5 protein-coding genes are annotated in these 15,611 nt (G+C 52.5%); all 5 read left to right on the forward strand.

The window, feature by feature from the left end; all coding sequences use genetic code 11:
- The first annotated feature begins 255 nt into the window (after positions 1–255).
- On the forward strand, positions 256–1,275 hold the full coding sequence (locus tag V2I46_06780) for an IS110 family transposase (protein ID MEE4177199.1): 1,020 nt from the start codon (positions 256–258) through the stop codon (positions 1,273–1,275).
- A gap of 503 nt (positions 1,276–1,778) precedes the next feature.
- Entirely contained in the window at positions 1,779–4,559 is a 2,781-nt protein-coding gene (locus V2I46_06785; GenBank protein ID MEE4177200.1) for a tail fiber domain-containing protein, read from the forward strand.
- A 155-nt stretch (positions 4,560–4,714) separates the two neighbouring features.
- Positions 4,715–5,209, forward strand: a complete 495-nt coding sequence (locus tag V2I46_06790; GenBank protein ID MEE4177201.1) for a T9SS type A sorting domain-containing protein — start codon at positions 4,715–4,717, stop codon at positions 5,207–5,209.
- A gap of 18 nt (positions 5,210–5,227) precedes the next feature.
- Entirely contained in the window at positions 5,228–7,141 is a 1,914-nt protein-coding gene (locus V2I46_06795) for a tail fiber domain-containing protein (GenBank protein MEE4177202.1), read from the forward strand.
- A gap of 807 nt (positions 7,142–7,948) precedes the next feature.
- Positions 7,949–15,611 (forward strand): hypothetical protein (locus V2I46_06800; protein MEE4177203.1); only part of this gene is annotated, 7,663 nt, incomplete at its 3' end.

The following is a 15,611-nucleotide window of genomic DNA, read 5'->3' on the forward strand; positions in this document are numbered from 1 at the left end:
ATCTGCTAATTTGCCTTTAGATTTGTCAACATTAAATATAGGAGGAACTTTTTCTGAGGCTGTTGAATATCTTTGAATCAGTATTAACAAAACCGGGGGGAACTACGGTGAACTATTAATTTGCTTTGTTTGACAGAACAATGATTAGAATTAGTCCGCAATTCCCCTTCTGGTTGTCCAGGCCATTTAGAATGTTAAGTAAGACTTATTAAAGGTACTAGCAAGACAACCATTACCGGTTTCAAAATTAAAGATATGAACAAATTGACAAACAAGAAAGATTTCATCGGTATTGACATCTCTAAAGATGTTTTGGATGTTTCGGTCATTGGACCAGAAACTAAGGTTGGCTTCCAGGATTTAAAAGTAAAAAACGACATCAGTGGGTTTGAGAAAGTTACCAGCTGGCTGACAAAACTGGGGAAGCCCTTAAATGATTGTCTTTTTTGCATGGAGCATACCGGCACCTACGGACTGTTGTTTTTTGCATGGCTTGCCCAGAAAGAGATTGACTTCTGCGTGGAACCAGGTTTGCAAATAAAGCGCAGCCTGGGAATTACCAGGGGCAAGAACGACAAGGTTGACGCCAGAAGAATCGCAGACTATGCCCGAACCCATCGGGAAAAGCTGAAAACCTTTGAATTGCCAACTAATCTTATTCTGCAACTCAAGCAACTTTTAACCTATCGCGAACAATGCGTGAAAATGCGAACCTCGTTGAAAAACAGCCTCAAACATCATCTGCAATACCAACAGGTAAGCGGGTTAACAAGCATTAGTGAGCGAATCAGTATGCAAATCCATGAGCAGGATCAGATCGTGGCCGATATTGAGAAACAAATCTTAGAAGTCATTGAAAGCGATGCACAGACGAAGAAGAACCTTGAACTGGCAAGATCGGTAAAAGGCATTGGGTTGATTATAGCCGCTTTTATGCTTGTTTCAACGAACAACTTCAGCAGCTTTGAAAACGGTCGAAAATACGCCTGTTTTGCAGGCATAGCCCCCTTTGAGAACGTGTCAGGGAGTTCAATAAGGGGGAAAAAAAAGGTCAGTCACCTGGGAAATAGAACCATCAAAACACTCCTGTCAAACGGGGCCAATTCGGCCGCAAAATGGGATCCGCAACTCAGAAAGTATTACCAACGAAAACAGCAGGAAGGGAAAGACCACAAACTCATAATGAATGCAATTGCCAACAAGTTAATCCACAGGGTTTTTGCAGTCGTAAACCGACAATCCCCATACGTGCAGATCTTTGAACATAATTTTTAAAAAAAACTTGCTCAGGTCTTAGAATTCTAATCCTCACATTATCACATTATCACATCATCACATCATCACATCATCTCATTACCACAACATCTTATTCATATTAATTTTAAATAATCAATTTGGCGCCAAAAGCGTGTTTTATGTCGATATTTTCTTTAAATTGCCAAAGAAAATATATACTCCTCCCCTTTGTATCCTGAATTGGACTGTTTTGTCCAGCGCTCAACGGGTGGTACTTTACCATCATTGCTGATCATCGAGGTCTAACTTTTTTAAACGAAGACGTTTTTAAGCCATTGACCCAAAACCCGATCTGCCAGCGCTGCAGGCTGTTAAAGGTTTTTTTGAACCTGTAAGCACTTCCACCTCCCGTTTTAGGGTCTTTCCTTTCAGACCCCTTTAGCAGGACCCTCCTGTTTTTTCCTGCCTATCCGGGCCTGATTGTTTATAAGCATTCATTCAGGACCTTAAAGTGTTTATCCATAACCCAAACCATTTTCTCAATGAAAAGTCTATTTACCCCCCTTGCAAAAGCCATTTCCCTGCTGGTGTTCCTGGCCATGGTATGGCAAGTCCAGGCCCAGGTGCCCGAACAGTTCAATTTCCAGCTGGCCGTGCGCGATGCCCAGGGCAACGTCTATGCCAGTCAACAGCTCAGCTTCCGCGTAAGCATCCTGGAAGGAAGCACCGTCCTTTACCAGGAAACCCATTCCACCCAAACCAATGCCTATGGCCTGGTGAATTTAATGATTGGCGATGGCGTTATCCTCCAGGGCAGCATGGCCACCATCGACTGGGGAATGGAGCCCAAAAGCCTGAAGGTGGAATTCGATCCCGCCGGCGGCAGCAGCTATGCCGAGCTGGCCACCACGCCCCTGCTGAGCGTCCCCTATGCCCTCCATGCCAAAACCACCGAGGAACCCGGCCCCATAGGTCCTGAAGGCCCACAAGGTCCGGAAGGGCCCCAGGGAGAGCAGGGACCCGTCGGACCCATGCCACCCATCGGCGGTGCCGATACCCAGGTACAGTTTAACAATACCGGTGTATTTGCAGGCAGTGCCAATTTCGTGTTCAACCCTTCCACCAACCGCCTGGGCATAGGCACCAATGCACCCACCCAAACCCTCGACGTAAACGGGGCTGTGCGGTTAAGAAATCACCTGTTCGACTACAACAACTCTTCGGGCACCACAGGGCAAATACTCACCCGGGGCGCAAATGGGCTTATCTGGCAAAACAACCCGTCCGGCTCATCGCAATGGACCACCTCAGGAAGCAATATTTACTACAATAATGGAAATGTGGGCATTGGAACCAGCGCGCCGCTTGCCCTATTGCACACCTACGGCACTGGACTGGGGCAAGGGAACGTAATTTTTGCGGGAGAAAGAAAAACCGTTCCAGGGAATTTGCCCGTTTCCGGGCCAGGCACCCGAATGATGTGGTACCCCGACAAGGGGGCATTCAGGGCCGGACATATAGAAGGTCAGCAATGGGACACCGATTCCATTGGATTTTATTCTGTGGCGGCAGGGTATTCAACCGCGGCTATTGGCGCGGGATCTTTTGCCATGGGCTTAAACACCAGGGCTTTGGGGGTTACTTCTACCGCACTGGGCATGGGAATAATCGCTTCGAGTGCCATAAGCACAGCTATTGGAAGGTATAATGTGGGGGGAGGTAACAGCACTACCTGGATTGGTACCGACCCGGTTTTTGAAATTGGAATCGGCACTTCGGCTACTGACAGAATAAATGCCATCACCGTGCTGAAAAACGGAAATACGGGTATTGGCACAACTGGGCCCACGCAAACCCTTGATGTAAACGGGGCAGCCCGCTTCAGAAACCACTTGTTTGATTATAACAATACCTCAGGAAATACAGGCCAAGTGCTTACCCGCGGGGCCAGTGGCGTGTTGTGGCAAACCCTCCCCGCCTCCCAATGGACCACCATTGGAAGTAATATTTATTATAATACCGGGAAAGTGGGCATTGGCACAAACGCACCAACAGCCCTGCTGCACACCCGTGGCATCGGCACCGGGGAAGGCAATGTGGTTTTTGTGGGAGAATATAAATCCACATCCCCAGGGGCCCCTCCATTTTCAGGAGCAGGCACACGCATGATGTGGTACCCGGATAAGGCAGCTTTCAGGGTTGGGGGTATAAATGGCACACAATGGGACCAAGGGAATGTCGGAAATTATTCATTCGCTTCGGGAGCCGGAAATACCGCGTCGGGAGATTATTCAACAGCAGTGGGCGTAGGGAATACTGCTTCGGAAGATGGCGCCACTGCAATGGGAGAATATAATACCGCTTCAGGAATGAATTCAATAGCAACAGGATATGCTACAACCGCTTCGGGTGTGATGTCCACGGCAATGGGATATAATACAACCGCTTCGGGAGACTATTCCACGGCAATGGGACTTTTCACAACCGCTTCTAGTTTTTCAGGAATGGCTATTGGGTATTACAACATTGGAGGCGGAAATGCAAATAACTGGATAGAAACCGACCCTCTTTTTGAGATTGGAATCGGGACCTCCACAGAAACCACAAAAAATGCCTTCACCGTACTCAAAAATGGGAAAACGGGTATTCTTACCGCGGCCCCCCGCCAGCAGCTCAGCGTGGGCGACTACCTGGATCTTTATTCAGGTTTTCTTAATTCACCCACCCGTCCATCTATCAGGGCTTCTTCAAATAACAATTTAATCATAAATTCTTTTGGCACAGGAATTCTCTATTTCAACCTGGACGGTGGTACGGGGGAAACCCGCTTTTATGCAGGGCCCGGAGGTGCAGAACTGTTTCGTATCAATCCCGATGGAAGGGTAGGTATCGGTACAGGAGCTCCCACCCAGAAACTCCATGTGGTGGGCAATGCCTATAAAACGGAAGGCGGCACCGCATGGGCTACCTCTTCTGATCTCAGGCTGAAAACCCTGCTGGGCGATTACGAAAAAGGACTGGATGAAATCACAGCCCTCCGTGCCGTGCGGTTTGTCTACAATGAAAGTAATCCCCGGCAGCTCACTTCCGGCATTGAACAGGTGGGCTTCGTGGCCCAGGAAGTCCGGCAGGTCTTCCCCGAAGCCGTTTCCGAAGCCGAAGACGGCTACCTCGACTTCAACATCCACCCCATCAACGTGGCCCTGGTAAACGCCATCCAGGAACTGAAAACCGAAAACGACCGCCTCAAACAAGAAAACCTTGAAATCAACGCCCGCCTCGAACGCCTCGAAAGAGCCCTGCAGAGCCTGAGCGAGAAGTGAGAGGTGAGGCAAATCCGCTGGCTAGCGGACAAGCTATGAAACCCGATACCTGACAACCCTTAACCTTAACCTTAACCTCAACCTCAACCTTAACCTTAACCTTAACCTTAACCTTAACCTTGAACCTTAAACCTTGAACCTTAAACCTTGAACCTATGAAACCCCTGATCTTCCTTTCCTGCCTCCTCCTGTCCCTGCCCTTGTGGGCCCAGTACCAGGAGCGCGCCCTGGTGTCCGCAAGCGGATTCCAGGGAGAGGCCGCAGGCTATTTTGTGGAATACAGCCTGGGCGAACTGGCCATCGGCACCTTCAGCGCCGGGGGATATACCGCACTGCTGGGTTTCCACCAGCCACCCCTTGACCCGTCCACCGACATCCCCCTGTTGAACGGGGCAATTCAGGTCAAGGCCTTCCCCAACCCCACCCGATCCTGGGTGAATGTGCAGGTTTCAGAGAACGGCAAGGACCAGATCCGGCACCTGAGCCTGATCGATATGCGAGGCATAACGGTCATGCATTTTAACGGACAGGAGCTGACCAGCAATCCCTACCAAATCTCCATGCGCGACCTGCATCCCGGCATGTATTTCATGCGGGTAGTCTTTGCCGACGGCACGTGGGAAGTTATCAAGGTCAGCCTGATAAAATAACCAGTAAAACCTAAGAAAATGAAACCAACATTAACCCGAACCATTCTTTTGCTGGCTTTGCTGGCCCTTAGTTTCTTATCCCTGGCCCAGGTGCCCGAGCAGTTCAACTTCCAGCTGGCCGTGCGCGATGCCCAGGGCAATGTCTATGCCAGCCAGCAGCTCAGCTTCCGCGTAAGCGTAATGCAGGGAAGCACTGTCCTTTACCAGGAAACCCACACCACCCAAACCAACGCCTATGGCCTGGTGAATTTAATGATTGGCGATGGCGTTATCCTCCAGGGCAGCATGGCCACCATCGACTGGGGAATGGAGCCCAAAAGCCTGAAGGTAGAATTCGATCCCGCAGGCGGCAGCAGCTTTGCAGAGCTGGCCACCACGCCCCTGCTGAGCGTACCTTACGCCCTTTATTCAAAAAACAGCGGGGAATCTGCACCCGGTGGCTCCAACAATCAGGTGCAATTCAATAATAATGGTGCGCTGGATGGGGACCCCAATTTCGTTTTTATTCCTTCTTTTAACAAAGTTGGGATTGGCATTTCAACCCCCGATGCTACCTTGCACGCCCAAAGCGATCACGATATAATTGTTAAGGGTGTTTCGACCCTTGGCAGTGGTAGTGCTTATGGAGGTTATTTCGAAAGTTTCAGCAGCAGCGGTATAGGGGTGTTAGGAACTGCGCCAAATACCGGTGTCAAGGGCGTTGCATCAGCTATTTCCGGGGTAGCCAACGGAGGAATTTTTCAAAACTTAAGCAACGAAGGTTCAGGAGTCCTTGGTTTTTCTTCTTCGCAAAGCGGGCCTACCTTTGGAGGGTATTTCCAGAGTGAGAGCAGCATTGGTGTTGGCGTACAAGGAACCTCAGCCTTTACTGGCGTCAGGGGCGAGGCTAATGCCTCAACCGGACCAGCGTATGGAGGCCATTTCCTAAGCCAAAGCATTGAAGGATCAGGGGTAATGGCATCTGCTACCGCTCAAACAGGGCTTACCTTTGGCGGGTATTTCAATAGTTTAAGTTCGGGTGGCAGGGGAGTATATGGCACCTCGCCTAATATTGCCATTCAAGCTTTGGCGACTGGAACCAGTGGTGCAAACTATGGCGGGCATTTCACAACCGCAAGCACAGAAGGAACGGGGATATATGCCCATGCAATAGCCACCAGTGGTGTTTCTTATGGAATAAGGGGATATACATCCTCTGCTGAGGGCTTTTCCGGATATTTTTCAGGAGGGAAGTTTTATATCTCCGGAAATACCGGCATAGGAACATTTTCTCCCGAAGCCGGTCTGCACTTAAAGGGCACAGGATTCCCCAACGCTTTTATGTACCTTCAATCAAACGTGGGGCAGGATGCTGGGTTCCGGATTTACGAAGGAACAAATGTGAAATGGTCCATTTTCAATCACTCCTCTTCCGGGGGTTTAAACATCTATAACAATGGCGGGAATACGGCCATTTTTGCCAAGCAATCGAATGCCTATGTTGGCATAGGAAATACCGCCCCGACACAGGCGCTTGATGTGAACGGCAATGGCCGCTTCAGGGCCATTGGCTCAGGAGCCTATTCCGGGGTGGTCAACCGCACCTCCGACGGCACCCTCACCACTGCCACCTCCGACGCACGGCTGAAGGAAAACATCCACACCCTCCAGGGTGGTCTGGAGAAAGTCCTGCAGTTGCGCGGGGTGTCATTCACCTGGAAAAACAACCCAGAATACGGCACACGCATCGGCTTCATCGCCCAGGAGTTCGAACAGGTCATCCCCGAACTGGTTTTCACCAATGAGGTGGATGGCTTCAAAGGCATCAACTATGCCGAGGTAAGCGCCGTCCTGGTAAAAGCCGTCCAGGAACAGCAAGCCCTGATCGAAGCCCAGCAAAAAGCCATCGACGAACTACTCATACGCATCGAAGCACTGGAGAGGGAGAGGTAAGAGGTGAGAAGTGAGAAGTGAGAGATGAGAAAATAAGAGAAAAATCTTATTTGTGAACATTTGTGGAACTTAACATTTGTGGCCATTTGTGGAAAAAATCCTGTCCACAAATTCACACAAATGAAAAACACAAAATGACACAAAGAATCTCCCCAATGACTAATAATCATTGACATGATAACATTGACAACATTGACAACAATTTTCAAAGAACCTCCCCCCAACCCCCTCCTAAGGGGGAGTTCGGGTCTGCAATTTCGAACCTTAAACCTGAAACTTTTAAATTGGTACTTGAACCCCAAACCTCTAAGTCCGAACCTTAAACCAGAAACCAGAAACCCAATGACCTCCCCCCAACCCTCCGCTGGCCAGCGGACAGGCTCTCCAAAGGGGGAGTTCGGGCAGTAACCTTGAACCTTGACTGCCGTCAGGCAGGCTTTCAACGCCTCAACCAAACCTTTGGCTGTTGGCTCATTTCTCACTTCTTTTCTCTCACTTCTCACTTCTTTCTTCTCCTAGCCCCATGCCCCTTGCCCTATGCCATTTCATCCGCTAATATGCTAATCTTCTCATTATCAAATCATCACATTATTACATCCTTTCCTCTCTTCAAAAAACAGCCTCATATGCAAAATTCCGTGTTTCACGGAAAACAGGCTTTCCCGATCTTCGTAGAATAGTAAAGTGAAAAGTAAATTATGCTTTTTCCAATGGGACCAGGGCCCAGCCTTGGCTTAAAGCATGTATCCATATGACATAAATCATTAATAATCAATAACATTCCTATTCTTCACCAAATTCCTCATCATGAAAAAGTTATTGTTTGTTTGCCTGATTGCCATCCTGGCAAGCATAAATGTTTTCGCAGCCAACTATTACTGGGTCGGTGGCTCAGGCAACTGGTCAGATTTCCAAAACCACTGGGCAACCACCTCAGGGGGGACGGTTTTTCACACCCAGGCGCCAACACAATTTGACCAGGTCATCTTTGATGGCAACTCCTTCCCGGAAGCAGGCGCCATAGTCACCATTGACCAGGTTGCCGTATGCCTTGCCATGGAATGGACAGGCGTCCAAAACCTTCCCACTCTGGCAGGGGCATACACGCAATCCCTCAACGTGTATGGATCATTTACCCTTACCGAAGGAATGGACTTTCAATTCTCCGGAGATGTCTATTTCATGTCAGAGGAGGAAGGCCGCACCATCACCATGGCAGGCCACACCTTCAAGCGCCATATCTTTTTCCAGGGAGCCGGCTCGTATACCCTGCAGGATGACCTCAGCATTAACGGGGCGTATAACGTCCACCTTTACCAGGGGGGGCTCGACCTGAACAACCACGACCTGACAGCCAGCCGATTCATCGCCGACAACACGACGGTGCGCACCCTTACCCTGGGCACCTCTACCATCACCCTAAGTTATTCCAGCTCTTCCTCCTATACCTATTACGCCTTCTTGGTCAACGGCACCAACCTGACCTTCAGCGGGGAAGCTTCCACCATCCGGCTAACCGGCTACCGCGCCTATTTTGCCAATGTGGGGGTGGGACTCACCTTCAATGATGTATTTTTTGAATCCAGTTCCGGGAGTGGTCTCCTCAATGGTTCCAATTCTACCTTCAGCAATGTGGTTTTCAATGCCCCCGGATCCCTTTCTGGAACTGCCAATAGCGTTGATAACCTGACTTTTATGTCCAATGGGTCCATCGGCAGCAGCAACAACAACATCAACATCTTGTCATTCGGAGGTACTGCCACCCTGGGCGGCAACACCGGCACCTATAACCAGGTTACCATGCCTGAAAACAGTTCCATCACCGGCGACAACAACACCTTTGGTACCCTGACCTTTGCGGCCGGGAAACAATATACCCTGACGGCTGGCCGGACCCAGTTCATCCTCAATGATCTTATTGCAGCAGGGACCTGCGCGGAACCCATCATCATCCAGTCAAACTCCACCACCACCCAGTCGACCCTGAGCAAGGCCAGCGGCACCATCACCCTGGAACGGGTAAACCTCCAGGGCCTCAATGCCACGGGCGGGGCCACCTTCATTGCCAACGACGCCATCGACCTGGGCAACAACACCGGTTGGGTAATTAACCTGCCGGCCACCCAGAACCTTTACTGGGTGGGAGGTACCGGAAACTGGGAAGACATCAGCCACTGGGCCAGCGAGAGCGGCGGTCAGGGTGGATTCTGCGTTCCTACAAAATTTGACAACGTCATCTTCGACCACAACTCCTTCGACGCCCCCGGACAAACCGTCACAATCCTTGGCGACGCCTCAGAAACAGCCTATTGCCAGGACATGATCTGGACAGGGGTGTTGAACGCCCCTTCCCTCTATGCCGCCAATACCAAAAAGCTTAAGATGCACGGCTCGCTCACCCTCAGCGCCGATATGGTTTTCAATTTATTGGGCGATATCTTTTTTGAATCGGAAGCACCCCTGAATACCATCACTTCAGCAAGCCAATCCTTCAAACGCAATGTCTATTTCCAGGGCACCGGGACTTACCAGTTATCCGATGCGTTCTCCATCAGCGGTAACTTCTACCTTTACCTGGATCGCGGCGGACTGGACCTGAATGATCAAACCGTAAACCTTTACCGCTTCTTTTCGACCACCACCAATGAAAGAAGCCTTGATCTGGGCGCCTCCACAGTGACCCTGAGCTATTCCAGTTCAACCAGCTATACTTATTATGCCCTGGATTTTAACGGCACAAACCTGATACTCAATAGCGGTACGTCCCTCATTCGATATACCGGAGCCAGGCCCTATTTGAGAAATAACGGGACAGGACTGGTATTCCATAATGTGCTGAGTGAAGCCACCACGGGCGAATTCAGGATTTATGCCTCCGGTACCACCTTTAACCAGGTCACCACCAATAACAGTGCCCGCTTATCAGGGGGCAATACCATTGCCCAAATGACCGTGGAAGGCAACAGTTATATCAGCAGCAATAATAATAACATAGCCATTCTTAATGTGGCCGGAGAAGCCAGTTTCAGCAACGACAACAGCACTTACGGGCTGGTCAGTATCCAGGGCAATGCCACCCTCAATGGCAACAACAGCTGGAATCAATTGACCCTGAACGGCAATGGCACCATCACCGGCAACAACACTTTCAGTACCCTCACCCTTACCGCCGGCAATCAATACACCCTCACCTACAACAAGACCCAGACCATCACCGGCGACCTGTTGGCCGAGGGAAGCTGCGCCGGACCCATCGTTATCCAGTCCAGTTCCACCACCAGCCAGACCACCCTCAGCAAGGCCTCAGGGACAGTGACCCTGAACTTTGTCAGCCTGCAGGGCCTCAATGCTATCGGGGGCGCAAGCTTTATCGCCAATGAAGCCACCGACCTGGGAAACAATACCGGCTGGGTGATCAACCTGCCGGCCCCCAAAACCCTTTATTGGGTGGGAGGCACCGGCAACTGGGAAGACATCAGCCATTGGTCCGGCGAGAGCGGCGGTGAAGGCGGCTATTGCGTCCCCTCACGCTTTGACAACGTCATCTTCGACCAGAACTCCTTCGATGCCCCCGGGCAAATCGTCACCATCAACGGCGACGCCTCCGAGAATGCCTTTTGCCAGGACATGACCTGGACAGGTGTGCTCAATGCCCCCACCCTCTATGCAGCCACTTCCAAAAAATTAAACCTGCACGGATCCCTGACCCTGAGCCCCGACATGAGCTTCAACTTCCTGGGTGATATCTTCTTTGTTTCCGAGATCCCTTTGAATTCCATTACCTCTGCCGGGCAAACCTTCAAACGAAACGTGTATTTCCAGGGAACCGGCACCTACCAATTGGCCGATGCCTTTGAGATCACGGGGAATTTCATCCTCTACCTCGATCGTGGCGGCCTTGATCTGAACGATCAGACCGTAAGCCTTTACCGCTTCTTTTCGACCACCACCAATGAAAGAAGCCTTGATCTGGGCGCCTCCACAGTGACCCTGAGCTATTCCAGCTCTTACAGCTATACTTATTATGCCCTGGATTTCAACGGAACGAACCTGACCCTCGACAGTGGCACCTCCCTCATTCGATATACCGGAGCCAGGCCCTATTTGAGAAATAACGGGACAGGGCTGGTATTCCATAATGTGCTGAGTGAAGCCACCACAGGTGAGACCAAGATCTATGGCTCGGCCAGCACTTTCAACCATGTCACCACCAATAACTCTGTCAGCCTGTATGGGGGCAATACCATCGCCCAGGTGATCATTGGGGGCAACAGCTACATCGTCGGCAGCAGCAATAACATGGCGGTCATTGAAGTGGCCGGCAATGCCACCTTCGGCAACGACAACGGCACCTACGGACAGGTGACCATCCATGGCGATGCCACCCTGGGCGGCAACAACAACTATGGCCAGGTGACCCTGAACGGAAATGGCACCATCACCGGCAACAACACCTTCGGCACCCTGACCTTTTCACCCGGCAAGCAGTACACCCTCACCTACAACAAGACCCAAACCATCACCAACGACCTGGTTGCCCAGGGCACTTGTGGCGATCCCATCATCATCCAGTCGAGTTCGACTACCAGCCAGGCCATCTTCAGCAAGGCCAGCGGCACCATCACCCTCGAGCGCGTCAACCTCCAGGGCCTCAATGCCACGGGCGGTGCATCCTTCATCGCCAACGATGCCATCGACCTGGGCAACAACACCGGATGGGTGATCAACCTGCCAGGCATCCAAAACCTATACTGGGTAGGTGGTACAGGAAACTGGGAAGACATCAGCCACTGGGCCAGTACAAGCGGAGGCGAAGGCGGCTATTGCGTCCCCACACGCTTTGATCATGTGATCTTCGACGAGAACTCCTTCGATGCCCCCGGCCAAACTGTCACCATCAACGGCGACGCCTCAGCCAATGCCTATTGCCTGAGCATGAACTGGACCGGCGTCACCAACAGCCCCATCCTGACAGGACCAACCTCCACCATCCTGACTCTTTATGGTTCACTCACCCTGGCCGATGCCATGAATTACAACTTCCTGGGCGACGTATATTTTGAATCCGCCGAGCCCCTCAGCACCATTACCTCAGCCGGGCAAACCTTCAAACGCAACCTCTACTTCCAGGGCACCGGCCTGTATGTCCTGCAGGATGCCCTGGCCATGAGCGGGGCTTACATCCTTTATCTGAACAAGGGTGGCCTTGACTTCAACAACCAGGATGTCACCCTGGGTCGCCTGCTGGCCGAAAATACCAGCACCAGGACCCTGCTGATGGATGCCTCCACCCTAACCCTTACTTATTCCTCCTCCTATTATTATACCTATTACGCCTTCTCGGTCAACGGCACCAACCTGACCTTTGACGCCACCAACGCCCTGATACGCTTTACCGGTGGAAGGCCCTATTTCAGGAATACCGGCACGGCACTGAACTTCCACGACCTGGTGAGTGAAGCCACCTCGGGAGGTGCCAGCGTCTCTGCCCCGGGTTCGTCATTCCACACCCTGACGTTTTACAACCCTGCCAGCGTCTCAGGCGGGATCACCGCTCAGAAAATCGACTTTTACTCCAATGGATCCATCAGCAGCAACAACAATGATATTGATACCCTGCTGGTCAATGGCACAGCTTCCTTTGGAGGCGATAACGGCACCTTTGGCCATGTCACCCTCAACGGCAGCGGCGGCATCACTGGCAACAATACTTTTGGCACCCTGATCCTTACCTCTGGAAACCAATACACCCTGGCATCAGGACGGACCCAAACCATCCTCGGGGACCTGCGTACCGAAGGGCCCTGCGCCATGCCCATCACCCTCTGGTCGAACTCCACCACCACCCAGACCACCATCAGCAAGGTCAGCGGAACGGTCACCGTCTCACGCATGGACCTGCGGGGCATCAACGCCACAGGCGGCGCAACCTTTATCGCCAACAACTCGATGGACTCAGGAAATAACACCGGCTGGACCCTTACCGAAGAACCCCAGAACCTCTACTGGGTGGGAGGCAGCGGCAACTGGAACGACGTCAGCCACTGGTCGGCCGAGAGCGGCGGCGAAGGCGGCTTCTGCATGCCCACACGCCTCGACCACGCCATCTTCGACGAGAACTCCTTCAGCCAGACCGGCCAAACCGTCACCATCAACATCACCAATGCCGAATGCAAGGATATGAGCTGGACTGACGTCACTTATCAGCCCATACTGAACACCACTTCCGGCTCCAACAATCTGCGCATCTTTGGCTCGCTCAGCCTGAATGCAAACATGGACTTTGCCTTTAGCGGGAAGGTCTATTTTGAAGGGCTCACCCCTGCGGAAGGAACCTATACCATTGCCACTGCAGGAAGGATATTCAACAACGACGTCTATTTCAACGGCGTGGGAGGCGTCTGGACCCTGGTGGATCCTCTCGACATCGCCACCAACGACCTTTACCTGAACTTCGGGACGCTGAACACCAATGGCAAGCCCGTCTCCCTGCGGCGCTTCATCTCCGACAACAACAATCTGCGGGGGCTTCAGCTCGGGGCATCTGTCATTACCATTGGTTCCACCTCCAGCCAGGCCTGGTATGTCAACGGAAACAACTTCTCCCTGGCCGCCGGCACCTCCGAGATCATCCTCACCCCCGCCATCACCGGGTTCTGGAGCACAGCCACGGGTGACATCACCTATAACAAGGTGGTGGTGCTCACCGCCGTGGGCTCTTCCACCCTGCGCAGCAACAACAATTTCAACGAGGTGATCCTCAACCCGGATGCCTCCCTGCTGGGTGGCGGCCATTTCCAAAAAATCCTGTTCAACGCCAACGCCAGCATTGATAACAATAACACCTTCGGCGAGGCCACCTTCATGGGCAATGCTGTCATTAAAGGGAATAACAGCTTCCAGAGGCTGGTGATGACGCCCGGCAAGGACTACCAGATCCAGGCCGGCAGCACCCAAACCCTGGGCGACGACCTCGTATTCTGGGGCCATGCCGAACAACCCATCCAGATCCACTCGCTCACCGAAGGCAGCCAGGCCACCTTCTCCAAGACTGAAGGCGAAGTCAACGGCAACTATATCCTATTGAAGGACATGAACGCCACGGGCGGAGCCACTTTCAACGTGTACAACTCGCAGGACCTGGGCAACAATACCGGATGGAACTTTATGGAAGAACCAGGGATTTTCTGCCCTGCCGACCAGCAGGTTTGCATCAACATCCCGCCCTTTGTCCTGCCTGCTGCATTGCCCGAAGGGGGCACATACAGCGGCAATGGCGTTTACCTCGATGCCGACACCCAGGCATATATGTTCGACCCCCAACAAGCCGGCGCAGGACAAGCAGTGGTTACCTACCACATGGTGGTCGTGGGCCTCTTCCCCAAAGAATGCAGCTTTGTGATCGACGTGCTGCCCCTGCCTGAAGTCAACTGCCCCGACGACATCACGGTCTGCGCCGGCAGTGAATACATTGAGCTTACGGGGGGCACCGGCATCTATACCCTGGAGGGCGAACCCATCACCGGCTTCAATCCCGTCACCCCCGGCGACTACCTGGTGACCTATACTGAAACCAACGACTGCGGAACGTCGTTCTGCCTGTTCACCATCCAGGTGCTGCCCCTGCCCGAGGCCAGCATCTCGGGCCTCACGGAATTCTGTGAAAACGGGGAGACCGTCCTGACAGCCTCTGCTGCCACCGCCTGGCTCTGGAACACCGGGGAAACCACCCAAAGCATCACCGTCAGTGAATCCGGCGGATATACCGTGACCGTCACCGGCGAAAACACCTGTACCGCAGTGGCCAGCGTCACCATCACCGAACATCCCCTGCCGGAGATGATCTGCCAGGCCGACATGGGCATCTGGTGCAACGACGATCCTGTCCTCCTCACGGGAAGCCTGCCCGCCGGCGGTGTCTATGCCGGGGAGGGCGTGGAATACAACGGCACGGAAGATGCCTGGTACTTCATCCCCTCCTGCGAAGCCCTGGGCGAATTCACGGTCACCTACACCTTTACCAGCGAGCACGGCTGTGTCAGTAGCTGCAGCTTCGTGATCACGGTGTCCTGTCCCCCCAGCCTCATCGTCACCCCCACCTTCGATCCCGTAGAGGCCATCTGTGCAGGCGGTGTCCTTGAGGCATTGCCAACGCTGTCCACCAACGGCATCACCGGCACATGGACGCCTGCCCTCAACAACCTGGAGACCACCACCTATACCTTCACCCCGGATGAGAATCAGTGTGCCGAAAGCACCACCCTCACCATCACGGTGAACCCCATCCTCAGCCCGGAATTCGATCCTGTGGAGGCCATTTGTGCCGGCGGGTTCCTGGATGAACTGCCCACACTGTCCAACAATGGCATCAGCGGCAGCTGGAGCCCGGCCCTGAACAACATGGAGACCACCACTTACACCTTCACCCCTGATGAGGGACAGTGTGCAGAAAGCACTACCCTCACCATCA

Origin of the sequence: Bacteroides sp. (assembly GCA_036351255.1) — a bacterium.
GTDB lineage: Bacteria > Bacteroidota > Bacteroidia > Bacteroidales > UBA7960 > UBA7960.

Bases quoted from the DNA above. Each gene is read 5' to 3' on its own strand.
- V2I46_06795 (MEE4177202.1), top strand. From the start codon at position 5,228: ATGAAACCAACATTAACCCGAACCATTCTTTTGCTGGCTTTGCTGGCC.
- V2I46_06785 (MEE4177200.1), top strand. From the start codon at position 1,779: ATGAAAAGTCTATTTACCCCCCTTGCAAAAGCCATTTCCCTGCTGGTG.
- V2I46_06790 (MEE4177201.1), top strand. From the start codon at position 4,715: ATGAAACCCCTGATCTTCCTTTCCTGCCTCCTCCTGTCCCTGCCCTTG.
- V2I46_06780 (MEE4177199.1), top strand. From the start codon at position 256: ATGAACAAATTGACAAACAAGAAAGATTTCATCGGTATTGACATCTCT.